Annotated in this window: 27 protein-coding genes; 18 read left to right on the top strand and 9 right to left on the bottom strand. The window is 64.7% G+C overall.

Annotated features, from left to right (window positions below; genetic code table 11):
* Positions 1 to 66: 66 nt before the first annotated feature.
* Positions 67 to 2,787 carry an aconitate hydratase AcnA gene (gene acnA, locus AB7532_RS01885; protein ID WP_441233141.1) on the bottom strand — a complete coding sequence of 907 codons (2,721 nt, stop codon included), beginning with the start codon at positions 2,785 to 2,787 and terminating at the stop codon, positions 67 to 69.
* Between the two features lie 245 nt (positions 2,788 to 3,032).
* Between acnA and ccmA the strand changes: the two genes are divergently transcribed.
* The 5 genes from ccmA (at position 3,033) to AB7532_RS01860 (ending at position 6,206) form a co-directional block, all read left to right on the top strand.
* Complete coding sequence (ccmA, locus tag AB7532_RS01880) at positions 3,033 to 3,635, top strand: heme ABC exporter ATP-binding protein CcmA (RefSeq protein ID WP_441239170.1); 603 nt, start codon at positions 3,033 to 3,035, stop codon at positions 3,633 to 3,635.
* Between the two features lie 259 nt (positions 3,636 to 3,894).
* Entirely contained in the window at positions 3,895 to 4,563 is a 669-nt protein-coding gene (gene ccmB / locus AB7532_RS01875) for a heme exporter protein CcmB (RefSeq protein WP_441233140.1), read from the top strand.
* 76 nt (positions 4,564 to 4,639) lie between these two features.
* Positions 4,640 to 5,431 carry a heme ABC transporter permease gene (locus tag AB7532_RS01870; protein WP_441233139.1) on the top strand — a complete coding sequence of 264 codons (792 nt, stop codon included), beginning with the start codon at positions 4,640 to 4,642 and terminating at the stop codon, positions 5,429 to 5,431.
* Positions 5,428 to 5,613, top strand: coding sequence for a heme exporter protein CcmD (gene ccmD, locus AB7532_RS01865; RefSeq protein WP_441233138.1), 186 nt, complete (start codon positions 5,428 to 5,430; stop codon positions 5,611 to 5,613). The genes AB7532_RS01870 and ccmD overlap by 4 nt, the downstream gene beginning before the upstream one ends.
* Complete coding sequence (locus AB7532_RS01860; RefSeq protein ID WP_441233137.1) at positions 5,610 to 6,206, top strand: DsbE family thiol:disulfide interchange protein; 597 nt, start codon at positions 5,610 to 5,612, stop codon at positions 6,204 to 6,206. Before ccmD ends, AB7532_RS01860 begins: the two co-directional genes overlap by 4 nt.
* 155 nt (positions 6,207 to 6,361) lie before the next feature.
* Here the strand turns inward: AB7532_RS01860 and AB7532_RS01855 are convergent, their stop codons facing one another.
* Together AB7532_RS01855 and ftsY are read right to left on the bottom strand one after the other, a co-directional pair.
* Positions 6,362 to 6,964 carry a septation protein A gene (locus AB7532_RS01855; protein WP_441233136.1) on the bottom strand — a complete coding sequence of 201 codons (603 nt, stop codon included), beginning with the start codon at positions 6,962 to 6,964 and terminating at the stop codon, positions 6,362 to 6,364.
* Between the two features lie 127 nt (positions 6,965 to 7,091).
* Positions 7,092 to 8,039 (bottom strand): signal recognition particle-docking protein FtsY, encoded by a 948-nt coding sequence (ftsY, locus tag AB7532_RS01850; protein ID WP_441233135.1) that lies wholly within the window; start codon positions 8,037 to 8,039, stop codon positions 7,092 to 7,094.
* Between the two features lie 61 nt (positions 8,040 to 8,100).
* On the opposite strand from ftsY, the gene AB7532_RS01845 reads away from it, so the two are divergent.
* The 3 genes from AB7532_RS01845 to AB7532_RS01835 all read left to right on the top strand — a co-directional run bounded on the left by AB7532_RS01845 (position 8,101) and on the right by AB7532_RS01835 (position 11,072).
* Positions 8,101 to 8,802, top strand: a complete 702-nt coding sequence (locus tag AB7532_RS01845; protein WP_441233134.1) for an RluA family pseudouridine synthase — start codon at positions 8,101 to 8,103, stop codon at positions 8,800 to 8,802.
* 193 nt (positions 8,803 to 8,995) lie between these two features.
* The gene (locus AB7532_RS01840) at positions 8,996 to 9,820 is read left to right on the top strand and encodes an IS5 family transposase (RefSeq protein ID WP_441233133.1); all 825 of its coding nucleotides are present in this window, start codon (positions 8,996 to 8,998) and stop codon (positions 9,818 to 9,820) included.
* Positions 9,821 to 9,962: 142 nt separating this feature from the next.
* Complete coding sequence (locus AB7532_RS01835; protein WP_441233132.1) at positions 9,963 to 11,072, top strand: DUF2336 domain-containing protein; 1,110 nt, start codon at positions 9,963 to 9,965, stop codon at positions 11,070 to 11,072.
* A gap of 89 nt (positions 11,073 to 11,161) precedes the next feature.
* Here AB7532_RS01835 and mtaB read toward each other — a convergent pair whose 3' ends face one another.
* Positions 11,162 to 12,478 (bottom strand): tRNA (N(6)-L-threonylcarbamoyladenosine(37)-C(2))-methylthiotransferase MtaB, encoded by a 1,317-nt coding sequence (gene mtaB, locus AB7532_RS01830; protein WP_441233131.1) that lies wholly within the window; start codon positions 12,476 to 12,478, stop codon positions 11,162 to 11,164.
* Positions 12,478 to 13,353 (bottom strand): diaminopimelate epimerase, encoded by an 876-nt coding sequence (gene dapF / locus AB7532_RS01825; protein WP_441233130.1) that lies wholly within the window; start codon positions 13,351 to 13,353, stop codon positions 12,478 to 12,480. Before dapF ends, mtaB begins: the two co-directional genes overlap by 1 nt.
* A gap of 218 nt (positions 13,354 to 13,571) precedes the next feature.
* Between dapF and AB7532_RS01820 the strand changes: the two genes are divergently transcribed.
* Together AB7532_RS01820 and AB7532_RS01815 are read left to right on the top strand one after the other, a co-directional pair.
* Complete coding sequence (locus tag AB7532_RS01820) at positions 13,572 to 14,234, top strand: GyrI-like domain-containing protein (RefSeq protein ID WP_441233129.1); 663 nt, start codon at positions 13,572 to 13,574, stop codon at positions 14,232 to 14,234.
* A gap of 5 nt (positions 14,235 to 14,239) precedes the next feature.
* Positions 14,240 to 14,944, top strand: coding sequence for an SIMPL domain-containing protein (locus tag AB7532_RS01815; protein ID WP_441239169.1), 705 nt, complete (start codon positions 14,240 to 14,242; stop codon positions 14,942 to 14,944).
* Between the two features lie 187 nt (positions 14,945 to 15,131).
* Here AB7532_RS01815 and AB7532_RS01810 read toward each other — a convergent pair whose 3' ends face one another.
* Positions 15,132 to 16,196 (bottom strand): MBL fold metallo-hydrolase, encoded by a 1,065-nt coding sequence (locus AB7532_RS01810; RefSeq protein ID WP_441233128.1) that lies wholly within the window; start codon positions 16,194 to 16,196, stop codon positions 15,132 to 15,134.
* A 450-nt stretch (positions 16,197 to 16,646) separates the two neighbouring features.
* Here AB7532_RS01810 and ffh point away from each other — a divergent pair, with 450 nt between their 5' ends.
* The 7 genes from ffh to AB7532_RS01775 all read left to right on the top strand — a co-directional run bounded on the left by ffh (position 16,647) and on the right by AB7532_RS01775 (position 22,578).
* A complete protein-coding gene (ffh, locus tag AB7532_RS01805; protein ID WP_441233127.1) occupies positions 16,647 to 18,194 on the top strand; it encodes a signal recognition particle protein in 1,548 nt (515 codons plus the stop codon).
* Between the two features lie 86 nt (positions 18,195 to 18,280).
* Entirely contained in the window at positions 18,281 to 18,613 is a 333-nt protein-coding gene (gene rpsP, locus AB7532_RS01800; protein ID WP_014438992.1) for a 30S ribosomal protein S16, read from the top strand.
* A gap of 9 nt (positions 18,614 to 18,622) precedes the next feature.
* Positions 18,623 to 19,180, top strand: coding sequence for a ribosome maturation factor RimM (gene rimM, locus AB7532_RS01795; protein ID WP_441233126.1), 558 nt, complete (start codon positions 18,623 to 18,625; stop codon positions 19,178 to 19,180).
* Positions 19,181 to 19,295: 115 nt separating this feature from the next.
* Positions 19,296 to 20,051, top strand: coding sequence for a tRNA (guanosine(37)-N1)-methyltransferase TrmD (gene trmD, locus AB7532_RS01790; RefSeq protein ID WP_441233125.1), 756 nt, complete (start codon positions 19,296 to 19,298; stop codon positions 20,049 to 20,051).
* 109 nt (positions 20,052 to 20,160) lie between these two features.
* Positions 20,161 to 20,541, top strand: coding sequence for a 50S ribosomal protein L19 (rplS, locus tag AB7532_RS01785; protein ID WP_091964989.1), 381 nt, complete (start codon positions 20,161 to 20,163; stop codon positions 20,539 to 20,541).
* Positions 20,542 to 20,867: 326 nt separating this feature from the next.
* Entirely contained in the window at positions 20,868 to 22,274 is a 1,407-nt protein-coding gene (gene leuC / locus AB7532_RS01780; RefSeq protein WP_441233124.1) for a 3-isopropylmalate dehydratase large subunit, read from the top strand.
* 94 nt (positions 22,275 to 22,368) lie between these two features.
* Positions 22,369 to 22,578 (top strand): hypothetical protein, encoded by a 210-nt coding sequence (locus AB7532_RS01775; protein WP_441233123.1) that lies wholly within the window; start codon positions 22,369 to 22,371, stop codon positions 22,576 to 22,578.
* Positions 22,579 to 22,713: 135 nt separating this feature from the next.
* Here AB7532_RS01775 and AB7532_RS01770 read toward each other — a convergent pair whose 3' ends face one another.
* The 3 genes from AB7532_RS01770 to AB7532_RS01760 form a co-directional block, all read right to left on the bottom strand.
* Complete coding sequence (locus AB7532_RS01770) at positions 22,714 to 23,247, bottom strand: hypothetical protein (protein ID WP_441233122.1); 534 nt, start codon at positions 23,245 to 23,247, stop codon at positions 22,714 to 22,716.
* A 140-nt stretch (positions 23,248 to 23,387) separates the two neighbouring features.
* Positions 23,388 to 23,648 carry a hypothetical protein gene (locus tag AB7532_RS01765; RefSeq protein WP_441233121.1) on the bottom strand — a complete coding sequence of 87 codons (261 nt, stop codon included), beginning with the start codon at positions 23,646 to 23,648 and terminating at the stop codon, positions 23,388 to 23,390.
* Positions 23,649 to 23,738: 90 nt separating this feature from the next.
* Positions 23,739 to 23,963 (bottom strand): hypothetical protein, encoded by a 225-nt coding sequence (locus AB7532_RS01760; RefSeq protein ID WP_441233120.1) that lies wholly within the window; start codon positions 23,961 to 23,963, stop codon positions 23,739 to 23,741.
* 243 nt (positions 23,964 to 24,206) lie between these two features.
* On the opposite strand from AB7532_RS01760, the gene AB7532_RS01755 reads away from it, so the two are divergent.
* Positions 24,207 to 24,416 carry a hypothetical protein gene (locus AB7532_RS01755; RefSeq protein ID WP_441233119.1) on the top strand — a complete coding sequence of 70 codons (210 nt, stop codon included), beginning with the start codon at positions 24,207 to 24,209 and terminating at the stop codon, positions 24,414 to 24,416.

Here is a 24,416-nt window from a genome sequence, read left to right as displayed (position 1 = left end):
GTGATAGGCCGCCCCCGTTTAACCTTCTACTCACGTCGCGGTGAGCCACCGTTCACAAATTCGCGCTTAGGCCGCGAGCTTGCGCAGCACGTAGTGCAGGATACCGCCGTTCCGGTAGTAATCGAGCTCGTCCAGCGTATCGATGCGGCAAAGCAGCGAAACGCGCTGCAACGAACCGTCGCCGGAGACGATCTCCGCGGTCAGCTTCTGACGCGGCTTGAGATCGCCGACCAGACCGCGCAGCGTGACCTTCTCGTCGCCCTTGAGGCCGAGCGAGGACCAGGAGGTGCCGTCCTCGAAGGTCAGCGGCAGCACGCCCATGCCGACCAGGTTGGAGCGATGGATGCGCTCGAAGCTCTGGCAGATCACGGCGCGCACGCCGAGCAGACGCGTGCCCTTCGCAGCCCAGTCGCGCGAGGAGCCGTTGCCGTATTCGGCGCCGGCGAACACCACCAGCGGCACCTGCTCCTGCTGGTACTTCATCGCAGCGTCGTAGATCGACATCTGCTCGCCGTCGGGCCAGTGCTTGGTGAGACCGCCCTCGGGAATGTTGCCGTCCGCGCCCTTCAGCATGAAGTTCTTGATGCGGATGTTGGCGAAGGTGCCGCGCATCATGACTTCATGGTTGCCGCGGCGCGTGCCGTACTGGTTGAAGTCGGCGGGGCGCACCTGGTGCTCGCTGAGATATTTTCCGGCGGGCGAGGTGAGCTTGATCGAACCGGCCGGCGAAATGTGGTCGGTGGTGATCTTGTCGCCGAACATGGCGAGGATGCGTGCCTCGACGATGTCGGTGACCGGCTCCGGCTCCTTCTTCATGCCGTCGAAATAGGGCGGGTTCTGCACATAGGTCGAAGACATGTTCCAGCGATAGGTCTCGCTCTCGACCGTCTTGATCTTGCGCCAGTTGGCGTCGCCCTTGAACACGTCGGCATACTTCTTCTTGAAAATCGCCGCGGTCACGAACTTCTTCATGAAGGCGTTGATCTCCTTCGTCGTCGGCCAGATGTCCTTCAGGTACACCGGCTTGCCGTCCTTGCCTTCGCCGAGCGGCTCGACCGCGAGGTTCTTGGTGACGCTGCCGGCGAGCGCGTGGGCGACCACCAGCGGCGGCGAAGCCAGATAGTTCGCCTGCACGTCGGGCGAGACGCGGCCTTCGAAGTTGCGGTTACCGGAGAGCACGGCGGCGGCGACGATGCCGTTGTCGTTGATCGACTTCGAGATCTCCTCAGGCAGCGGACCGGAATTGCCGATGCAGGTGGTGCAGCCGAAGCCGACCAGGTTGAAGCCGACCTTGTCGAGATCGGCCTGCAGACCGGAATCGGCGAGATAGCCGGCGACGACCTGGCTGCCCGGGGCGAGCGAGGTCTTCACCCACGGCTTGGCCTTGAGGCCCTTGGCAGCAGCGTTACGCGCGAGCAGGCCGGCGCCGATCAGCACGCTCGGATTCGAGGTGTTGGTGCAGGAGGTGATGGCGGCGATGACGACGTCGCCATGGCCGATCTCGAAATTCTTGCCTTCGACCGCGAAGCGCTTGGTGGGCTCCTCGGCCTTCTTGTACTCGGTGCCGAGCGCGAGCGAAAAACCTTCGGCGACCGACGGCAGCGCGATACGGCCTTCGGGGCGCTTCGGGCCGGCCATCGACGGCACGACGTCCGCAAGATCGAGCGTCAGCGTTTCCGTGAACACCGGATCGGCCGACTTGGCGGTGCGGAACAGGCCCTGTGCCTTGGCATAGGCCTGCACCAGCGCGACGCGCGCCGGAGCGCGGCCGGAGGTCTTGAGGTAATCGAGCGCGGCGGCGTCGACCGGGAAGAAGCCGCAGGTCGCGCCGTATTCGGGCGCCATGTTGGCGATGGTCGCCTTGTCGGCGACGGAGAGATTGTCGAGACCGGGGCCGAAGAACTCGACGAACTTGCCGACCACGCCGAGCTTGCGCAGCATCTGCGTGACCGTGAGCACGAGGTCGGTCGCGGTGACGCCCTCCTTCATCGCGCCCTTCAGCTTGAAGCCGACGACGGTGGGCAGCAGCATCGACAGCGGCTGGCCGAGCATGCAGGCTTCCGCCTCGATGCCGCCGACGCCCCAGCCGAGCACGGCGAGACCGTTGACCATGGTGGTGTGGGAGTCAGTGCCGACGAGCGAGTCGGGATAGGCGACTTCGAAGGTGCCGGTCTTCTTGCCGACCGTCATCTTCTCTTTCTTGGTCCAGACTGTCTGCGAGAGATATTCGAGATTGACCTGGTGGCAGATGCCGGTGCCGGGCGGCACGACGGAGAAGTTCGTGAATGCCTTCTGGCCCCACTTCAGGAACTCGTAGCGCTCCTGGTTCTGCTTGTACTCCTCGGTGACGTTCTTGCCGAAAGCCTTGTTGTCACCGAAGAAGTTCACGATCACGGAGTGGTCGATGACGAGGTCGACCGGCACCAACGGGTTGATCTTTTCGGCATCGCCGCCGAGCTTCTGCATCGCATTGCGCATCGCGGCGAGATCGACCACCGCGGGAACGCCGGTGAAATCCTGCATCAGCACGCGGGCCGGGCGGAACGCGATCTCATGCTCCAGCGACTTCTTGCGCAACCACTTCGAGAACGCGACGATGTCTTCCTTCTTGACCGTGCGGCCGTCCTCGTTGCGGAGGAGATTTTCGAGCAGCACCTTCATCGAGTAGGGAAGTTTCGAAATTCCCTTCAGACCATTCTTCTCGGCCGTGGGCAGGCTGTAATAGACATAGGTCTTGGCGCCGACCTTGAGGGTCTTTTTGGATTTGAAGCTGTCGAGAGAGGTCATGAAAGGAAATCCCAATTGTTAGTTATACCCGGCAAGGGGTATTTTAACACCGTCAGCGAATCCGGCTGGGTCGCTTGCAGGGGCAGGTTGAGTTGCTGCATCAAGTAGTTCCGGGCTTATAGAAGCTTTCTAACCGCGCCGCCACAGCCACAATCGTGCCGCAGCAATTCGCGAGCCAAAAATTCCCATGCGCTACCCCAAGATTTCCTGAGGCCAGGCTTTTGAGCGGATTGAACCAAGGCAAGATGCAGCTGTCCGGACGCGGGGTGATTTGCGTGCGCGGCGGCCGCGAGGTGTTTTCCGGGCTCGATTTCGAGGCCGTGTCGGGCGAAGCCGTGGCTGTCGTGGGCCGCAACGGTTCGGGCAAGACCTCGCTGCTGCGGCTGATCGCGGGCCTGCTCATTCCGGCCGGCGGCACGATCGTACTGGACGGCGGCGACGCCGAGATGACGCTGCCGGAGCAGTGCCACTATCTCGGCCATCGCGACGCCCTCAAGCCGGCGCTGAGCGTGGCTGAAAATCTGGCATTCTGGGCCGATTTCCTGGGCGGCGAGCGCGGTGACGCCGCCGAGAGCCTCGCCATTGTCGGGCTCGACCATGCCACCCATCTGCCCGCGGGCTTCCTCTCGGCGGGCCAGCGCCGCCGGCTGTCGCTGGCCCGGCTGCTGACCGTCCGCCGCCCGATCTGGCTGCTGGACGAGCCGACCAACGCGCTGGATGTCGCCGGCCAGGACATGTTCGGCGCCCTGATGCGGGAGCATCTCGGCCGCGGCGGCCTGATCATCGCGGCAGCCCATGCGCCGCTGGGAATCGATTCGCGGGAGCTGCGGATCGGGGGGATGGTATGATTCGGCCCGACCCTCAGCTTTTCGAGCGGCCACCATTGTCGCTCCGGGCGCCCTCGCCTCTCGCGCTTGCGGGAGAGGTCGGCATAGGCGGCCCTTGGCCGCCGTCCCTTAAGAACGCCGATGCTTTGCATCGGCTATGGCGCCGGGTGAGGGCTCTCTCCTCTTGGGGGCTCTTCATTGCCGAGACACCCTCTCCCCAACCCTCCCCCGCAGGCGGGGGAGGGAGCGCACCGCCCTTGCGGCAGCATGGAGCCTCCCCATGACCGCCCTCGCCGCCCTCATTCGCCGGGACATCCGGATCGCGCTCCGCGTCGGCGGCGGGGCCCTGATTGGCGTACTGTTCTTCCTGACCGTCGTCGTCTTGATGCCGTTCGCGGTAGGGCCGGATCTGGCGCTGCTGTCGCGGCTGGGGCCGGCGATCCTGTGGCTCGGCGCGCTGCTGGCGAGCCTGCTGACGCTGGACCGGATGTTCATGGCCGACCATGAGGACGGCTCGCTCGACCTGATCACGATGAGCCGGACGCCGCTGGAACTCGCCTGCGCGGCCAAGGCGCTGGCGCATTGGCTCGCCGCCGGCCTGCCGCTGATTGTCGCAACCCCGGTGCTCGGCCTGCTGCTCAACCTCGACATGGTCGCGACCGGCGCGGTGGCGCTGACGCTTCTGGCGGGCACCCCGGCGCTGACGTTCACCGGCATGATCGGCGCGGCGCTGGCGGTGACGCTGCACCGGGGCGGGCTGCTGATGGCGGTGCTGGTGCTGCCGCTGTCGATCCCGGTGCTGATTTTCGGCGTCGCCGCCTCGCAGGCCGTGATCGTCGGCCCCATGAATTTCGGCGCACCGTTCTCGATCCTGTGCGCGCTGTCGCTGGTCAGCCTGGTGGTCGGCCCGTTCGCGGCGGCCGCGAGCCTGCGGCATGGACTTGACTGATCTTGACCCCGATCAACTTTAGACAACTTCTTTTGTGCTGATTGCCTCCCGTCACCCCCGCGACTATCAGGATGCCATGACGCTGATCGACCTCGCCAATCCGACCCGGTTCCTCGCGCTGACGGCGCGGGTGCTGCCGTGGCTCGCGGGTGCGACCATGATCCTGCTCGCGATCGGACTCTACCAGTCCGCGCTCGCGCCCGACGACTACCAGCAGGGCGCCACCGTGAAGATCATGTTCATCCACGTGCCCAATGCGTGGCTGTCGATGTTCGTCTGGGGCGTGATGAGCATCGCTTCGCTCGGCACGCTGGTGTGGCGCCATCCGCTCGCCGACGTGGCCGCGAAGGCGGCCGCACCGATCGGCGCCGGCTTCACCTTCCTCGCACTACTGACGGGCTCGCTGTGGGGCCGGCCGATGTGGGGCACCTATTGGGAATGGGATGCGCGGCTGACCTCGGTGCTGATTCTGTTCCTGATGTATCTCGGTCTGATGGCGCTGTGGCGCGCGGTCGACGATCCCTCGCGCGCGGCGCGCGCCGCCGCCGTGCTGACGCTGGTCGGCGCGATCAATTTGCCGATCATCAAATTCTCCGTCGACTGGTGGAACACATTGCACCAGCCGGCCTCGGTGATGCGCATGGGCGGCTCCTCGCTCGACAAATCGTTCCTGATTCCGCTGCTGGTGATGGCGGTCGCGTTCACGCTGCTGTTCGTCACGCTGCATCTGGCCGCGATGCGCAACGAGATTTTGCGCCGGCGCGTCCGCTCGCTGCAGATGATGCAGGCGAGTCGCGTAGCGTTTTCAAGCGAAGTGGCCCCCGGTTCGCGTCAAGAAAACGCGTCAAAAGAAGCCGGAGCTGCATGACGATGTCGCTCGGTCCCTACGCGTCCTTCATCGTGACGTCTTATGCTGCCGCGGCGCTGGTCGTCGTGGTCCTGATCGGCTGGATCGTGCTCGACTATCGCAGCCAGACGCAGCGCCTGCGCGAGCTGGAGCGCGGGGGCGTCACACGCCGCTCGGGCCGAAGTGCTGTGGACCAGCCATGAGTGATCAATCGACATCAACGCCGCCACAGCGCCGCACCTTCCTGATGGTGCTCCCACTGCTCGCTTTCATCGCCGTGGCGCTGCTGTTCTGGTTCCGGCTCGGCAGCGGCGATATCTCGCGGATTCCCTCCGCGCTGATCGGACGCCCCGCGCCGCAGACCGCGCTGCCGCCGCTCGAGGGATTGCAGGCCGACAACGCACCGGTGCCCGGGCTCGATCCCGCCGCGTTCAAGGGCAAGGTCAGTCTGGTCAATGTCTGGGCCTCCTGGTGCGTGCCCTGCCACGACGAGGCGCCGCTGCTGACCGAGCTGGCAAAAGACAAACGCTTCGAGCTCGTCGGCATCAACTACAAGGATGGCGCCGACAACGCGCGGCGCTTCCTCGGCCGCTACGGCAACCCGTTCAGCCGCGTCGGCGTCGACGCCAACGGCCGCGCCTCGATCGAATGGGGTGTCTATGGCGTGCCCGAGACCTTCGTCGTCGGCCGCGAAGGCACCATCGTCTACAAGCTGGTGGGGCCGATCACCGCGGATAACTATCGGACGGTGCTGTTGCCGCAGATGGAGAAGGCGCTGAAGGCGGCGGGGAGCTAGCTCGGCGCTCGTGCGACACACTCAACTGTCATCGCCCGACTTGATCGGGCGATCCAGTATTCCAGAGGCATCAGACGTATACGGAGAAGCCGCGGCGTACTGGATGCCCCGGTCAAGCCGGGGCACGACAGCGGTATGTGGAGCGACGCTTCGCCCTACCCCTTCCGCACATCCCCCGCTTCGGCCTCGCTCGCTTCCAGCGACGCCGGCTCGACACCGTAACGCTTGGTCAGCGGCATCTGGGCGATGGCGAAGATCATCGTGATGGGCGTCACGCCGAACACCTTGAAGTTCACCCAGAAATCCGTGCTCTGGGTGCGCCAGACGATCTCGTTCAGCACCGCCATGCCGGCGAAGAACAACGCCCAGCGCAGCGTGAGGATGCGCCAGCCCTGCGGCGTCAGGTTGAACATCTGGTCGAACATGACAGCGATGAAGGAGCGGCCGAACAGCAGGCCGCCGCCGAGGATCGCGGCGAACAGGCCGTAGATGATGGTCGGCTTGACCTTGATGAAGGTCTCGTCGTGCAGCACCAGCGTCAGCGTGCCGAACACCAGCACGATCACGCCCGTCACGATCGCCATGATCGGGATGTGGCGCGTCACCACATAGGAGGCGACCATCGCCACCACGATCGCGACCATGAAGGCGCCGGTCGCGGCAAACAAATTGAACTTCGCATTCACGAAGAAGAACACGAGCAGCGGACCGAGCTCGGTCGCGAGCTTGAACAGCGGATGCGGCTGGGTCTTGTCCATTACCTGACCTTTGTTGCTGTCATGCCCCGCGGAAGCGGGGCATCCAGTACGCCGCGCCGCTCGTTGTAGACCACAAGCGCCTCGGAATACTGGATCCCCCGCCCTCGCGGGGGATGACGAAAGAAACCTAAGACTCGATTCCGGCGATGGCGCGGGCGAAATCGCGCGCGGTGAACGGCGCAAGATCGTCGACGCCTTCGCCGACGCCGATGAAATGCACCGGCAGTTTGAATTTCTCCGCGAGCGCCACCAGGATGCCGCCGCGCGCGGTGCCGTCGAGCTTGGTCATCACGAGGCCGGTGACCCCGGCGGTGCGATGGAAGGCCTCGACCTGCGACAGTGCGTTCTGGCCGACAGTAGCATCCAGCACAAGCAGCACGGCATGCGGCGCAGTGTCATCCACCTTGCGGATCACGCGCACGACCTTTTCGAGCTCGTTCATCAGCTCGGCCTTGTTCTGCAAGCGGCCGGCGGTGTCGATCAGCAGCACGTCAACGGCCTGCTCCCTGGCAGCCGTCAGCGCGTTGAAGGCGAGGCTCGCCGAATCCGAGCCCTGCGCGCCTGCGATCACGGGCGTCTTCGTGCGCTCGCCCCAGACCTTAAGCTGCTCGATGGCGGCGGCGCGGAACGTGTCGCCGGCGGCGAGCATCACCTTGCGGCCTTCGGAGGCAAATTTCTGCGAGAGTTTCCCGATCGTCGTGGTCTTGCCGGAGCCGTTGACGCCGACCACGAGGATGACGAACGGCTTTTTGCCCGCGTCGATCACGAGCGGCTTGGCCACGGGCGCCAGCACCTTCTCGACCTCGGTCGCAACGACGTCCTTGACCTCGTCCGCCGAGATCGCCTTGTCGTAGCGGCCCGTACCGACCGCGTCCGCGATCCGCACCGCGACCGAAGTGCCGAGGTCGGCGCGCAGCAGCACGTCCTCGATGTCGTCGAGCATGGCGCGGTCGAGCTTGCGCTTGGTGACGAGGTCCGCGACCGCGGTCCCGAGCGAGGACGAGGTGCGCTTCAGCCCGTTGGACAGGCGGCGCCACCAGCTCAGCTTGGGGGGATCTGACGTGGTATCGTTCATGGTGGCGGTGTGTTAGCCGTTCCCGCCCCTAAACGAAAGACTTGACCCGAAGGTCCTGCAATTGCTCGATGTTCCCCAATTGACCGCCGACGAGATCCAGGCGCGCGTGCTCCATCGCGACGGGCTGATGCTGATCATCGACAAGCCGTCGGGCCTGCCGGTGCATCGGGGTCCCAAGGGCGGCGCCAATCTCGAGGACTCCTTCACCGCGCTATGTTTCGGCCTGCCGCGGCCGCCGGTGCTGGCCCACCGGTTGGACAAGGACACCTCCGGCTGCCTCGTGCTTGGGCGCCATCGCAAGGCGACTGCCTCGCTCGGCCTTCTCTTCAAGCATGGCAAGATCGGCAAGACCTACTGGACCGTGGTCGAAGGCGGCCCCGTTGAAGACGAAGGCACCATCGATATGCCGCTCGGCCGGCTCAACGCCGAACGCGGCTGGTGGCAGAAGCCCGATCCCGAGGGTCAGAAGGCCATCACCAACTGGAAGGTGATGGGCCGCGGCGACGGCCTGACCTGGCTCGCCATGGAACCGGTCACGGGGCGGACCCATCAATTGCGGGTGCATTCCTCGGCGACCGGATGGCCGATCTTCGGCGATAACATTTACGGCAACGGCCCGCGTTTCGGCGAGCCGAAGCTGCATCTGCATTCCCGCGAGATCGTGGTGCCGATCTCCCGGAACAAGGACCCGGTCAAGGTGGTGGCACCGGCGCCGCCGCATATGCACGAGAAGCTGCGTGCCTGCGGATGGAATGGGGAATAGCCTTCCAGACCCTCATGGTGAGGAGCGCGGAACGCGCGTCTCGAACCATGAAGGCCCCGCTGTTGCGGCCGGGCCTGCATCCTTCGAGACGCCCGCCTTTGGCGGGCCCTCAGAGCCTGACCGGAAAAGAAAATTGAGTGATTTCAGCCCGTTGTGATTCTCTCGTGTTTGCGAAGACTCGAGGGAGCACAACATGTGTTGGACCGAAATCACCCGCGAACAATATCGGCGCGATGGACTTCGTTATGCAAGTGACATGACGGATGCGGAGTGGAGTTTGCTTGAGCCGTTGATGCCTGTCTGCTGTCGGCTCGGCCGTCCGCGAAAGATCAGTCTCCGCGTGATCATGAATGCAATTCTCTACATTGGCGCTAGCGGCTGCCAGTGGCGAGCACTGCCCAAGGACTTCCCGGCGTGCTCGACGGTTCAGTATTATTTTTACAAGTGGCGCGGGTCTGGCTTGTGGCGCACGATCAATGACACGCTGGTCCAACGCGTTCGGCAACGGCAAGGACGCGAACCTACGCCAACGGCTGGGATTATCGACAGCCAGAGTGTGAAGACCACGGAAAGTGGCGGTCCAAGCGGGTTTGACATGGCCAAGCGCGTCAAAGGACGCAAGCGTCATATTGTCACCGATACCGAGGGCTCCTTGCTAGCTGTGCAGGTGCATCCCGCCAATCTCCAAGACAATCACGGCGCAGTTCCGCTGCTGCGAATCATCGGCCGCCTGTTCCCCGGCTTGCGCCATATCTTCGCCGATCGCGTCTATCGTGGTCCAAAGCTGCTCGATGCCATCGCTGACCTGGGCAAATGGACCATTGAAATCGTCACCCGCTCGCAAAGCGTTGGAACGTTCAAAGCCGAACCCCGACGATGGGTCGTTGAGCGTACGTTCGCCTGGTTCGGTCGCAATCGACGGCTTGCCAAGGACTTCGAGGCAACCATCGCCAGCGCGGAGGCATGGGTCCTCATCGCAAGCATCCGTCTGCTCTCTCGTCGACTGGCCAGAGCTTGATATCTCAATGACTTATTTTGAGTCAGGCTCTCAGGATGAGGGTCAAGGCCCCATAGTTTACGAAACGTTCAGGGCTCGTCTCTAATGATAGCGGTTGCTTAGAACAAGCTTCCGTCAATCCGCTCAGGACGAGCTGCGCGTCATGTCCACGGCCGAGTTATCGATCATCGACGAAGTCGAATCCGCGATTCGGCTCGGCTCGGCGGAAAAGGGCCTGGAAACGGCCCGCCGCGTCACCGACCTGTTTCTCTCCTCCGCCGGCAGTTTTGACGACGAGCAGATCGCGCTGTTCGACGACGTGCTCGAACGCCTGATCGGCACCATCGAGCTGCGCGCCATCGCCGACATCGGTGCACGAATTGCGCTGGCCGAGATCAGCGCGCAGCTGGCGCCGATCGCGCAGGCGCCGCCCTCCGTGATCCGCCGCCTCGCCAACAACGACGAAATTCGTATCGCCGGTCCGGTGCTGCAGGAATCCGCGCGCCTCGACGATTGCGATCTGGTGAAGATCGCCTCCAGCAAAGGCGAGCCGCATCTGCTCGCGGTCGCCGGACGCTGGTGGCTGAAGGAGATCGTCACCGACGCGCTGCTGGCGCGGCGCTATCCCAGCGTCAGCCGGCGTCTTGCCGCCAATCCCGGCGCGCGCATGTCCGGAAAGGGATTTGCTGTCGTCGTCGGACAGGCCGAGAGCGATCCCGAGCTCGCCGTCAGTGTCGGTGTGCGCGTCGATTTGCCGTCGGATCTGCGCCGCCAGCTGCTGCGTTCGGCCACCGACGCGGTGCGCACCCGCCTGCTGTCGCGCGCGCCGCCCGATCTGTTCGATGAGATCCAAAGCGCTATCGCCGCCGTCACCGTCGGCGTCGAGCGCGAGATGTCCGGGGTCCGCGATTTCGAGGGCGCCAAGCGCGCGATTGCGAATCTGAAGGCAACCGGTCAGCTCAACGAAACTGTGCTGTTCGGATTTGCCAGGCAGCGGCGCTACGAGGAAGCGGTGGCGGCGTTGGCTGCGTTGTCCGGATCGACCGTCGAAGTGATTCGCCCGCTGATGCAAAGCCTGCGCGAGGATGGCCTGCTGGTGCCGTGCAAGGCGGCGCAGCTCAGCTGGGAAACGACAGTCGCCGTGCTGGAGAGCCGTTTTGCGACCGGCGCGATGAAGCCGGCGGACCTTGCGAGGGCGCAAGGCAATTACGCGCGGATGACGCCGGAGAATGCGCGGCGGACGCTGCGATTCTGGCAGGTCAGGGCGTCGTAGGGGGCGCGCGGTTCACCAAACCACCGGTGTCATCCCCGCCTTGTGCGCAATTGCGCACTGGAGCGGGGGATCCAGTATTCCAGAGACGATTATGGGATACGGAGACGCCACGGCGTACGGGGTCGCCCGGTCAAGCCGGGCGACGACACCGGCTGTGTGGTGAGACGCTCGCCATCGCTGCCGGCAATCATAAGCGGCACCACACTTCCAACCCGCTCGCCCGCAATCGACACCGGCAGATAGTGCTCCGTGCGTCCTTGTCCATCGCTCTCGATCAGCACATCGCGCGTCGTGCCGATCTCTGCATCGAGCCGCTTCCGTAACGCCGCTTCACCCGCCGCACGCAGCCGTTTCGCGCGCTCCTTGATCGCGGGCCCAGCAACCTGCGGCATCTTCGCGGCCGGCGTGCCGGGGCGCGGCGAGTAAGGAAAGACGTGCAGGAAGGTCAGGCCGCACTCCTCGACCAGATCGAGCGAGCGCGAAAACATGTCTTCCGTTTCGGTCGGAAAGCCCGCGATGATGTCGGCGCCGAAGGCGATGTCCGGGCGCAGGCGGCGGACCTGGTCGCAGAAGGCGATCGCATCGCCCCGCGAATGCCGGCGTTTCATGCGTTTCAGGATCATGTCGTCGCCGGACTGGAGCGACAGGTGCAGATGCGGCATCAGGCGCGCATCATCGGCAATGGCGTCGAGCAGATCGCTGTCGGCCTCGATCGAATCGATCGAGGAGATGCGCAGGCGTTTCAGCTCCGGCACGTGCCGCAAGATCTGCCTGGTCAGCATCCCGAGTTTTGGCGCGCCCGGCAGGTCGGCGCCGTAGCTGGTGAGATCGACGCCGGTCAGAACGATCTCGGCATGGCCGCGCGCGGCCAGCGCCCGCACCTGCTGGACCACCGCGCCCATCGGCACCGAGCGTGAATTGCCGCGGCCATAGGGGATGATGCAGAAGGTGCAGCGATGGTCGCAGCCGTTCTGCACCTGCACGAACACGCGCGGCAGGCCGCTCGCATAGCCATCGACGAGATGCGGCGCCATCTCCTTCACGGCCATGATGTCGCTGACGGCGATCTTTTCAGTTGCACCAAGATCGAAGGCTGCACGCGCATCTCGCCATGCATCGCCGCGCATCTTGTCGTCATTGCCGACGACGCGATCGACCTCGACCATTCCGGCGAACATCGCGCTCTGCGTCTGCGCGGCGCAGCCGGTGACGACGATGCGCGCACCGGGCCGTTCGCGCTTCAGCTTGCGGATCGACTGGCGCGCCTGCGCCACCGCCTCGTTGGTGACGGCGCAGCTGTTGATGACGATGGTGTCTTCGAGGCCTGCGCCTTCCGCCTCGCGGCGGATCACTTCCGCCTCGAAGGCGTTGAGACGGCAGCCGAAGGTGACGATGTCGACGGCCATCAGCCGGCCGGCGCGAACAGCGCCGGATCGAAATTGCCTTCGAATTCGAAGGTCGCCGTGCCCGTCATCAGCACGTGGTCGTCGCGCTCGCGCCATTCGATGCCGAGCTTGCCGCCGGGCAGCGTGATCTCGACATTGCGCTCGGTGCGCTTCAGACGCGCGGCCGCAACCGCCGTGGCGCACGCCGCCGAACCGCAGGCCCTGGTGAGACCGGCGCCACGCTCCCAGGTGCGGATCGTAATGTGCTCGCGATCGACGATATGGGCGAGCGTGATGTTGGCACGCTCGGGGAAGATCGGGTGGTTTTCCAGCAACGGACCGAAGCGCTCGAGATCGTAGGCGTTGACGTCCTCGACCCAGAAGATCGCATGCGGATTGCCCATGCTCACGACCGAGGGCGAATGCAGGATCGGATTGTCGATCGGTCCGATCTGCAATTCGATGTAGCGGGTGTCTCGGAATTCCTGGTCGAGCGGAATATCCTGCCAGCCGAACTTCGGCGCGCCCATGTCTACCGTGTAGAGATCCGGCGCAGGACCCTGCCAGGCATTGAGCAGACCGGCCGCCGTCTCGAACGTCGCGTTGGTCTGCCCGGTCTTTTCGAAGATGCGGCGCACGACACAGCGCATGCCGTTGCCGCAGGCCCCCGCTTCCGAGCCGTCATTGTTGTAGATGCTGATGAAGGCTTCGGTGCCGTCGAACCGCGGCTTGTGCAGCACCATGAGCTGGTCGTAGGGCACACCACCCTGCACGGACGCCACCGCGCGCGCGTCGTCCGGCGTGACCTTTGCCGTGGAATCGCGCATGTCGACAACGACGATCTCGTTGCCGATGCCGTTCATCTTGGCAAATGCGTGGTTGGCCAGTGCGCTCATGAAAATTCCCGAATTTCGCCTGCCTTATATGGCGATCCTTGGCGGCTTGGCCAGTGTTTTGCCGCCGCTGCCGGGACGTCTGCCATGACGCATCTGTCATGGGACGAATTCGGCGCTCGCGTGTTAGAACGGCGCAGTTCGCGCGACCCGGGATGCGCGGCGGGTCAAGGCCGTTGGGGGCGTAAGGCCTTGGTGGATAAGCTGTTGGGGAGAATAGAATGAATCGTCTTTGTCGTCTCGCTCTGGCCGCGCTGATCCCGGCAGCGGCCTTGTCGCTCGGCCTGTCCGGCGCTCTGGCGCAAACCCCGAGCCCGGCGCCGGCCGCGTCAGCAAGTCCCTCGCCGGCCCCGTCGGCTTCACCCGCGCCGGCCGCGAGCGCCTCGCCTGCTCCGGCGGCAACGCCCGCCCCCGTGCAGACCGCCGACCCCTTTGGCCAGGAGACCGCGCTCGAGCCCAGGAAGGTCCTGATGGTCAAGGGCACTGCCAATTGGGATTCCGCATTCGACACGCTGATCGACGCCTTCAAGGCGCTGAACACGCTGCTGGACAAGCAGGGCATCAAGCACGCCGGCAATTCGATGATTGTCTACACCTCGACCGACGACACCGGCTTCACCTTCCTCGCCGAGATTCCGGTCGATCAGGACCCGAAGAACCTGCCCAAGGACATGAGCATCGGCAAATCGCCCGAGGGCAAGGCGCTGAAATTCGTCCATCGCGGCTCCTACGACAACATGGACAACACCTATGAGGCGATCACCAATCACCTCGACGACAAGAAGCTGGAAGCCAAGGACACCTTCGTCGAGGAGTACCTCACCGATCCCCTGAAGACGGCCGAGGATAAGCTCGTGATCAACGTGTTCGTGCCATTGAAGTGAGAATGATGAAGAAGCCTGCCATACTCGCTGCCGCTTTCGCCGCCACGCTGCTGGCAACGCCTGCGCTTGCCGATGACTTTCCGTCAGCCATCTCGGTGAGCGGCGAAGCCACGATCTCCGCGGCGCCCGATCTGGCGCAGATCGACGCCGGCGTGGCCAACGACGCCAAGACCGCGAAGGAAGCCGCCGACGCCAACAACGCCGCGATGGGCAAGGTGCTGCTGGCGCTGAAGGGCGCCGGCATCGCCGAAAAGGACTACCAGACCTCGCGCCTGTCGCTTCAGCCGCAATACGGCCAGAACAAATCCACCGGCGCCTCGCCCGTGGTCGGCTTCCGCGCCAGCAACCGCGTCACCGTGAAGATCCGCGACGTGACAAAGGTGGCCGGAATCATCGACACGCTGGTCGGCGCCGGCGCCAATGATATCGGCAACATCTCGTTCGAGGTGACGCAGGCGTCGAAGTTGCTCGATGACGCGCGTGAGCAGGCCGTCGCCGATGCCCGCCGCAAGGCGGAGGTCTACGCCAGGGCCACCGGCGTGACGCTGGGTGCACCGCTCAGTGTCTCGGAGGGTGGCGCTCCCATGCCGTTGTTCAAAGGACGGATGGCCGCTGCGCCAATGGCTGCAGGCGGCGCTACCGTTGCACCAGGTGAGGAAACGCTGTCGGTGACAGTGAATGTGAGCTGGGCGATCAAGACGGGGCAGTAGGGCATAGGCTGCTCGCCACGAATACAGCTGTCGTCCCCGCGAACGCGGGGACCCATAACCCCAGGGAGTGGTTATCGCGCGACGCGGGCAACTCCGAGTCTTCGCCAAACATCTCCCTGTGGTTATGGATCCCGGATCTGCGCTGCGCTTGTCCGGGACGACAGCGGAGAACGGCGCAAAACCTCCGCTAGATCTCCACCACCTGCCCCGGCTTCATCGCCACGAACCGCTCCTGCGGAATCTTCGCGGCATCGAGCGCTTCCACCAGCGCCTTCGACGGCGCGTCGATCGCCTCGTCCGTCAGTTGAAACGTACCATGATGATGCCCGAGCGCTTGTTGCGCGCCGCAATCGGCCAGCGCCTTCACCGCATCTTCCGGATTCATGTGCTGGTCGCGCATGAACCAGCGCGGCTCGTAGGCGCCGATGGGGAGAATTGCGAGACGCAGCGGCCCGTGCTTCTCGGCGACGCGACGGAAATGTCCGCCATCGCCATAGCCGGAATCGCAGACGACGTAGATTTTTCCGGCCGGCGTCTCCAGCACGAAGCTTGCCCAAAGCGCCTTGTTGCGATCGAACATGCCGCGTGCGGTCCAGTGCCTTGTCGGCACCAGCGTCACGGCGAGGCCGTTGCCGAGCTCGATGCGGTCGTGCCAGTCGAAGGCTTCCGCCTTGATGGTGGAATCGGAGCTGCGCATCGTCACGTCGTTGCCGAGCGGCGTCACGACGCGCGGCGCAAAATTCTTGGCGAGCCGCGACAAGGTCGCGATGTCGAGATGATCGTAGTGCCCGTGCGAGACCAGCACGACGTCGATCTTCGGCAGCTTTTCGAAGGCAATGCCGGGATCGTTGTGCCGCTTCGGTCCGGCGAAGCTGACGGGCGAGACCCGCTCGGACCAGACGGGATCGACCAGGATGTTGAGGCCGGCGGCCTGGATCAGCCAGCTGGCGTGGCCGACGAAAGAGAGCCGCACCTTGTCGCCGTCGACGCGGGCCGGCGGCGTGTCAGCGTGAGCGTTCGGGACCCAATCGGGCCAGTCCGCGCGCTGCCCCCGGCCACCCAATTGCCAGCGCAGCACCTCGCCGAGCGATCTCGGCGGCGCCCCATCGGGATCGAAGAAGGTCAGGCCGTCGAAATGGTCGGAGACCGGGCCGTCATAGGTTTTCATGCGGGACATCCAGAGGGAAGGCACGCCGACCAGCGCGGCGCCACCGGCAAGCAATCCAAAAATACGGCGGCGGGTGATCGGCACGGGGCGGGATTCAGCGGTGGTTGGAGCGGTAAGACATCACCGGCTATATGGGCGGGGCGACGGAAAAAGGAACCCATCGCCAAAAGAGCCTTATTTTCAGAGCCTTACCCTGACAAAGGCACCCCCGCGACCTAACTTTCCTTGACTTTTGGGCGGGAGCGGCGTTTAACCCCGCCACTTTCTCGGAAAGGCTTTCTTTTCGACCCGCCCACTGGCCCCGGAGGCCAGAGGCCAACGCCCGACAGCGCGATGCGCCCTCGGGCGTAAAGGTGTTTGGAAGATCGCTTCCCCGAGGAAGTGGTCATCGCCCGACCTGATCGGGCGATCCAGTATCCCAGAGGCAGCCCGGCTCAAGCCGAGGTGCCGCGGCGTACTGGATGCCCCGGTCAAGCCGGGGGATGACAGCAGTGAACACGGCAACCCTGCGCGCGCAGGACAAGGACAACGGCATTGTTCGACAATCTGTCGGAACGGCTTGGTGGCATTCTCGATCGTCTGACGGGGCGCGGTGCGCTGACCGAAAAGGACGTCGACGCCGCGATGCGCGAAGTGCGCCGCGCGCTGCTGGAAGCCGACGTCGCGCTGGAAGTGGTGAACAGCTTCACCGCGCGCGTCCGCGAGCAGGCGATCGGCGCCACCGTCGTCAAGTCGGTCACGCCCGGCCAGATGGTGGTCAAGATCGTCCATGACGAGCTGATCAACACGCTCGGCGCCGAAAGCCAGACCATCGACGTCAATTCCGTGCCGCCGGTGCCGATCATGATGGTCGGCCTGCAAGGTTCGGGCAAAACCACCACCACCGCAAAGCTCGCCCGCCGTCTGGTCCAGCGCGACAAGCGCAAGGTGCTGATGGCCTCGCTCGACATCTATCGTCCGGCGGCGATGGAACAGCTGGCCGTGCTCGGCCGCGACCTCGACATTCCGACGCTGCCGATCGTGGCGGGCCAGCAGCCGCCGCAGATTGCGAAGCGCGCGCTGGAAGCCGGCAAGCTCGGCGGCTACGACATCGTGCTGCTCGACACCGCCGGCCGCACCACGCTCGACGAAGAGATGATGGCGGAAGCGGCTGCGATCAAAGCCGCGGCCAATCCGCATGAAGTGCTGCTGGTCGCCGACAGCCTCACCGGCCAGGACGCCGTGAACCTTGCGCGCGCGTTCGACGAGCGCGTCGGCCTCACCGGGATCGTGCTCACACGAGTCGACGGCGACGGCCGCGGCGGCGCCGCGCTGTCGATGCGCGCCGTCACCGGCAAGCCGATCAAGCTGATCGGCACCGGTGAAAAGACCGATGCGCTGGAAGATTTCCATCCCGACCGTATCGCCGGCCGCATCCTCGGCATGGGCGACGTGGTCTCGCTGGTCGAGCGTGCCGCGGCCAACATCGACGCCGAAAAGGCCGCGCGCACCGCCGAGCGCATGCGCAAGGGTCAGTTCGACCTCAACGACATGCGCGAGCAGCTGCTGCAGATGGCGAACATGGGCGGCATCAGCGGCCTGATGGGCATGATGCCCGGCATCGCCAAGATGAAGAACCAGATCGCGGCCGCAGGGATCGACGACAAGATCCTGAAGCGCCAGGTCGCGGTGATCGATTCCATGACGCGCGACGAGCGCCGTCATCCCGATCTGCTCAAGGCCAGCCGCAAGAAGCGCATCGCCGCGGGTAGCGGCCAGAGCGTCGAGCAGGTCAACAAGCTGCTGAAGATGCACCGGAACATGGCCGACATGATGAAGGCGATGGGCTCGGGCAAGCGCGGTCCGCTCGCCGGCATCGCGCAGGCGATGGGCTTCGGCGGCGGCATGAAGCCGCCTTCACCGGAAGAGATGAAGGCACTTCAGGAAAAGATGCAGAGCGGTGGCGGCCAGGGCCTGCCCAGCCTGCCGAAGGATTTGCCGGCCGGTCTTCGGACCGGTCTGCCGAACGTCCCCGGTCTGACCGGACTGAGCGGCAAGCCGATGCTGCCGGGTCTCGGCGGTTTTCCGGGCAAGAAGAAATGAGGAATTCGTCGCGAGGGATCGCATCGGTCTCGCGCAACGCGGAATACCAATCAACCGAACAATCTGTACTTTGAAGGAGAACTAAGATGTCCGTCGTTATCCGCCTCGCCCGCGCAGGCACCAAGAAGCGTCCCGTCTATCACGTCGTCGTCGCCGACTCCCGTTTCCCCCGCGATGGCCGCTTCATCGAGCGTCTCGGCTATTTCAACCCGCTGCTGCCGAAGGACAACGAGACCCGCCTGAAGCTCGACATGGACAAGGTGAAGGCCTGGCTCGCCAAGGGCGCGCAGCCGTCGGACCGCGTGTCCCGCTTCCTCGATGCCGCCGGCGTCAAGAAGCGCGAAGCGCGCAACAACCCCGAGAAGGCCGTGCCGCGCAAGGAGCGCAAGGCGCAGGCCGAAGCCGCCGCGAAGGGCTAAGGTTAGATCATGTCGGCGCTGATCTGCGTCGCGCGGATCGGCGCCGCGCATGGGGTGCGCGGTGCGGTCAAACTATGGACCTTCACCGAAGATCCCTTTGCCATCAAACGCTATGGCCCGTTGCTGTCGAGGGACGGCAAGCGCCAGTTCGAGGTGGCAACGGCGCGCGAGGCCAAAGATCATCTGGTTGCAACGTTCAAGGGCGTCACGACCCGCGATGAGGCCGAGCGTCTCAACGGCATCGAGCTCTACGTCGCGCGCGACAAGCTGCCCGCGACGGATGAGGACGAATATTACCACACCGATCTGATCGGGCTCGACGCCGTCACCACGGACGGCGTCGCGCTCGGCCGCGTGCTCGCGATCCACAATTTCGGCGCCGGCGACATCATCGAGATCGCGCCGCTGAAGGGCGCAACGATGCTGCTGCCGTTCACCAACGCGGTGGTGCCCGAGGTCGATCTCGCCGGCAGCCGCGTCGTGATCGCGCTGCCGCAGGAGATCGAGGGCGAAGAGCGTGGCGAAGCTCTCCCCGCGAGTCGTCCCCGCGAAAGCGGGGACCCATAACCCCAGGCCGTGGTTTTGGCTAAGCTAGCAGCTCCAGCCATCGCAAATTGACTGCGGTGGTTATGGGTGCCGGATCTGCGCTTCGCTTGTCCGGGACGACAACGACTGAGATCCAATGACCAACCCCACTCCCTGGCGCGCGACGGTGCTGACGCTGTTTCCGGAGATGTTTCCGGGACCGCTCGGCGTGAGCCTGGCCGGCCGGGCGCTGGCGTCCGGGCTCTGGGAGATCGAGGCACGGGACATCCGGGCTTCCGCCACCGACCGCCACCGCAGCGTCGACGACACCCCCGCCGGCGGCGGTCCCGGCATGGTGCTGAGGGCCGACGTTCTGGCAGCGGCCATCGACGCTGCGGAGATCGGATCCGACCGGCCGCGCCTGCTGATGAGCCCGCGAGGTCGGCCATTGACCCAGGCCCGCGTTGCCGAGCTCGCCAAGGGCCCGGGCCCCCTGATCGTCTGCGGACGGTTCGAGGGGATCGACCAACGCGTGATTGACGGCCGAGGCCTGGAGGAGGTCTCTATCGGCGATTACGTGCTGTCCGGGGGCGAAATCGCAGCCCTGGCCCTGATCGATGCCTGCGTCCGACTACTGCCGGGGGTGATGGGCAAGGAATCCTCGGGAACCGAGGAGAGTTTTTCGGACGGCCTGCTCGAATACCCCCAATACACCCGCCCCCAGCTGTTCGAAGGAACTCCGATCCCGGAGATCCTGACCTCCGGCGACCATGCGAAGGTTGCCAGGTGGCGGCGGGCGCAATCCGAAGCCCTCACTGAGGCTCGTCGGCCCGATTTATGGGCCCAAATCCCCGCCAAACCCCCGAATCGGCCCGGACGGCGAAAAACGCCAAAAAGCACGACAGACGGGTGACAAACCCTCCGGCTTGCCTTATAGGAGCGGCCATATCCGCAATAGCTGGATCAACGAATTTCGCGCAGCCCCCGATTTTGCGGCTGGGCGCGCCGATGGAGATTACCTCATGAACCTGATCCAACAGCTCGAAAAAGAGCAGTTCGACAAGCTCTCCGCCACCAAGGAGATTCCGGAGTTCGGTCCGGGCGACACCGTGATCGTCAACGTGAAGGTCGTCGAAGGCGACCGCACCCGCGTGCAGGCCTATGAAGGCGTCTGCATCGGCCGTTCCGGCGGTGGTCTCAACGAGAGCTTCACCGTCCGCAAGATCTCCTATGGCGAGGGCGTGGAGCGTGTGTTCCCGGTGATGTCGCCGATGATCGACTCGATCAAGGTGGTGCGCCGCGGCAAAGTGCGTCGCGCCAAGCTCTATTATCTCCGCAGCCTTCGCGGCAAGTCCGCGCGTATCGTCGAGAAGACCGAGCACGCCAAGGCCGTCAACGAGTAAGCTCCGCTTACAGACGAGTTTTTCGAAAGCGCGGGGCAAAACCCCGCGCTTTTTTGTTGCGTCAGCCGTGCGTGTCAAAGCCCTCGCGATTCCGAACCGGCCTGCTATATATTCCTGGAATGTTTCCAGATCTGTCCAGCCTCTCGTCCGTCAAGCGCATCGTCATCGACGATCGCTCGCGGCTGCCTGGCCGGTTTTTCGGACGCTTCGCGACCTCGGCAACGTCAGAGCTTACGCGCGCAGCCTAAAAGCTGCGCTGACGATTCTGTTGCCCCGCGCGTGACCGCGCACATCCGCTTACACAACATGCTTCGGAGCTGACGCTCATGTCCAAGCCCACCACCCTGTACGACAAGATCTGGAACGACCATCTGGTGCACGAAGCCGAGGACGGCACCTGCCTGCTCTATATCGATCGCCATCTGGTGCACGAGGTGACCTCGCCGCAGGCCTTCGAAGGATTGCGCGCCACCGGCCGCAAGGTGCACGCGCCGGAAAAGACGCTCGCCGTCGTCGACCACAACGTGCCGACCACCGACCGCACCAAGCCGAATCCCGACCCTGAGAGCATCGAGCAGATCAAGGCGCTGGCCGACAACGCCAAGGAATTCGGCATCGAATATTACGACGAGTTCGACAAGCGCCAGGGCGTCGTCCACGTCATCGGCCCCGAGCAGGGCTTTACCCTGCCCGGCACCACCATCGTCTGCGGTGACAGCCACACCTCGACGCATGGTGCGTTCGGCGCGCTCGCGCACGGCATCGGCACCTCCGAGGTCGAGCATGTGCTGGCGACGCAGACGCTGATCCAGAAAAAGGCGAAGAACATGCGCGTCACCGTCGACGGCAAATTGCCTGACGGCGTGACGGGCAAGGACATCATCCTCGCCATCATCGGCGAGATCGGCACCGCAGGCGGCACCGGCTACGTGCTGGAATACGCCGGCGATGCGATCCGCGCGCTCAGCATGGAAGGCCGCATGACGGTCTGCAACATGTCGATCGAAGGCGGCGCCCGCGCCGGCCTCGTTGCGCCCGACCAGAAGGCCTACGACTTCCTGCGCGGCCGCCCGAAGGCGCCGAAGGGCGCGGACTGGGATGCGGCGATGCGCTACTGGGAGGGCTTGCGCTCCGACGAGGGCGCGCATTTCGACCACGAGCTGCGCCTTGACGCGGCCAAGCTGCCGCCGATCGTGACCTGGGGCACCAGCCCAGAGGACGTCATCTCGGTGACCGGCATCGTGCCTGATCCCGACCAGATCGCGGACGAGGCCAAGCGTCTCTCCAAGCATCGCGCGCTGAAATACATGGGCCTGACGGCGGGAACGAAGATCACCGACATCAAGGTCGATCGCATCTTCATCGGCTCCTGCACCAACGGCCGCATCGAGGATCTGCGCGCTGCCGCCAAGATCGCCGAAGGCAAGCACGTCTCGGGTCACGTCAACGCCATGGTCGTGCCGGGCTCCGGCATCGTAAAAGAGCAGGCGGAAGCTGAAGGTCTGGACAAGATCTTCATCAAGGCCGGCTTCGAATGGCGCGAGCCCGGTTGCTCGATGTGCCTCGCGATGAACCCGGACAAGCTGGCGCCGGAAGAGCGCTGCGCCTCGACCTCGAACCGCAACTTCGAGGGCCGCCAGGGCTTCAAGGGCCGCACCCATCTGGTGTCGCCGGCGATGGCGGCAGCCGCTGCGATCGCGGGTCACTTCGTCGACGTACGCGAGTGGCGCTGAGCCACTCCCTTCAATTGTAGCGATCACGGCAAACGGCCGTTAATCGCCGACGCCCACATTGCGTCCTCGCGAGGGTTTCGCGAGGACGCAAGCCATGGCCAACAAGCCTGAATATGTCGATCTGATCAGCGCGGCGACCCGCCAGCACCGGCGGCGCGCAGCGCCGTTGCGCATGGTCGCCACGCCCGAGGTCGAGGAGACTTCAAAGCTCAGCCGCTGGCCGCCGGCGATGTTCAAGCAATGGAAGTTCGAGAACCTGACGCCATGGAAATCGGCGTCGCGGAAGCTGAAGGACTGGCTGTAACGAATCTCTCCGTCGTCATGCCCGGGCTCGTCCCGGGCATCCACGAACTTCTCTGATGCGCGCTCCAGGAACGTGGATGGCCGGGACAAGCCCGGCCATGACGCTTCCTGGATAGGCTCGCTGACTCGGCTCAACTTACCAATAGCGATACGGATGGTGCCAGCGATGCCAGCGGCAGACGCGGCGCGGGCCGTAATAGGTCCAGATCACGCGGCAGCGGCGCGGATAATTGTAGGAAGGATAGTAGCCGCCGTAATAGCGCCGGTGAAAGTGGCGGTAGCCGTAATGCGGGCGATGGATCCCGTAGCGATGAAATCCGCCATGGTGATGCATTCCGCCGTAGCGATAGCCGCCGCCGTGAAACGCGGGCGCGGCGCGGAAACCACCGCCGCGAAAACCGCCGAAATGCGCGCCGCCGCCGTGGAAGCCGCCACCGCGAAAACCTCCGCCGCCATGGAAGCCGCCACCATGTCCGCCATGTCCACCGCCGCCGTGGCGAATTTGGATCATGTCATCACTTGCGGCCTTCGTCGCCGGCAGCGCGGTCGGATTGATCGGCGTCATCGCTTCGGCACGACGCGCCATCGCGGCCGACAGCGCCAATGTGGCAATGGCCGCAAGCCCGAGCAGGCGCACCGCACCTGTCCCGAGACCCAACATCCTCAGCATGGCATTCTCCCTGAATCTGGACAGCGGCATTGCGGCGCAGCGTCTCGCGCCACTGCCGTTCATTTGGCTGTTCGTTTGCCGTCGCCCCCAAGATTAAATTAGGGACAGCGACGTGAACGCCTCATGAATGAACGACGGCGTCACCACCACGGCCCATAACCGAACACGAACGGCGCGGGCACGCCGTAGGGATAGGGGCGGTAATAGACGGGCCGCGCGTAATAGCGTGGATCAGGGCGCAGCGCAGGTCGCGCAACGTGGTCGGATCGCGCGTGTCGCCGCGCATCGAAGATCGCGACGCCTGCGGAGGCTTCCGGCTTCGTCAGCCTCTCCGCGACAGAGGCGCGAGGCAAGGCGGCGGCAAGCCCGGCAACAACGATCAATGCAATCCATCTCGTCATGACCACCTCCGTGCTCAGCATGCGAGCATCACGCGGCCGCCTGCAAGTTAAAACAGGCCCGGAAACCGGGCCTGTTCGCAACTCAGCCGATCACCAGCGACGGTGATGACGATGCCAGCGGGAATGCCCGCGCCAGTGATGACGGCGGCCGTGGTGGCGATGCCAGCGCACTTCGGTGGCAGGCCTCGCTTCATCCTGCACCGATTGGGCGGCACCCGGATTGATCAGCGACACCGCCTGCGCGCGCTCGACAGGCGCGGCGAGGACGAACAGCGCGCCAGTGGCCGCGAGGCCGAGCATTTTCAAGGACTGCATTTTGTTTGGATCTCCTGACATCGTTCTTGCGGTGCACGCACTGACCCGACGCTACGACGCAAGGACTAGAGCCGAGCCCTAGAGCCTCACGCCTGAATCGGGTATGGATGGACGTGCCCCGAAAGCTGAATGCGGGGGAGCCGGATTAAGTTCCTGCGCATCGGCGCAACATTGCGCGCACCAACAAAAACCAGCGATCAACGGCGAACGTATCTTCTGGTCGAGCGACTAAGGGAGATGGTCATGCCAAGTATCAACGGCTTGCTTGTATCTCGCCTCGCGATCACGGCGAGCGTGGCTCTCGCTGCAAGCTCGGCGCTTGCCGCGCAGGGGCCTGGCGTCGAGGCCGGCGCGGCGAGCCCGCTCACGCAATCCGTGATGGCGATCCTGGTCTATGGCGCGTCCGCACTCGTCGTCGGCGCCGGCCTGATCGGCGCGTTGCGCGGGCAGTAA

The organism is Bradyrhizobium sp. 930_D9_N1_4 (genome assembly GCF_052076015.1).
In the GTDB taxonomy this organism is placed as follows: domain Bacteria; phylum Pseudomonadota; class Alphaproteobacteria; order Rhizobiales; family Xanthobacteraceae; genus Bradyrhizobium.
This window is presented reverse-complemented; position numbering and strand designations above follow the sequence as displayed.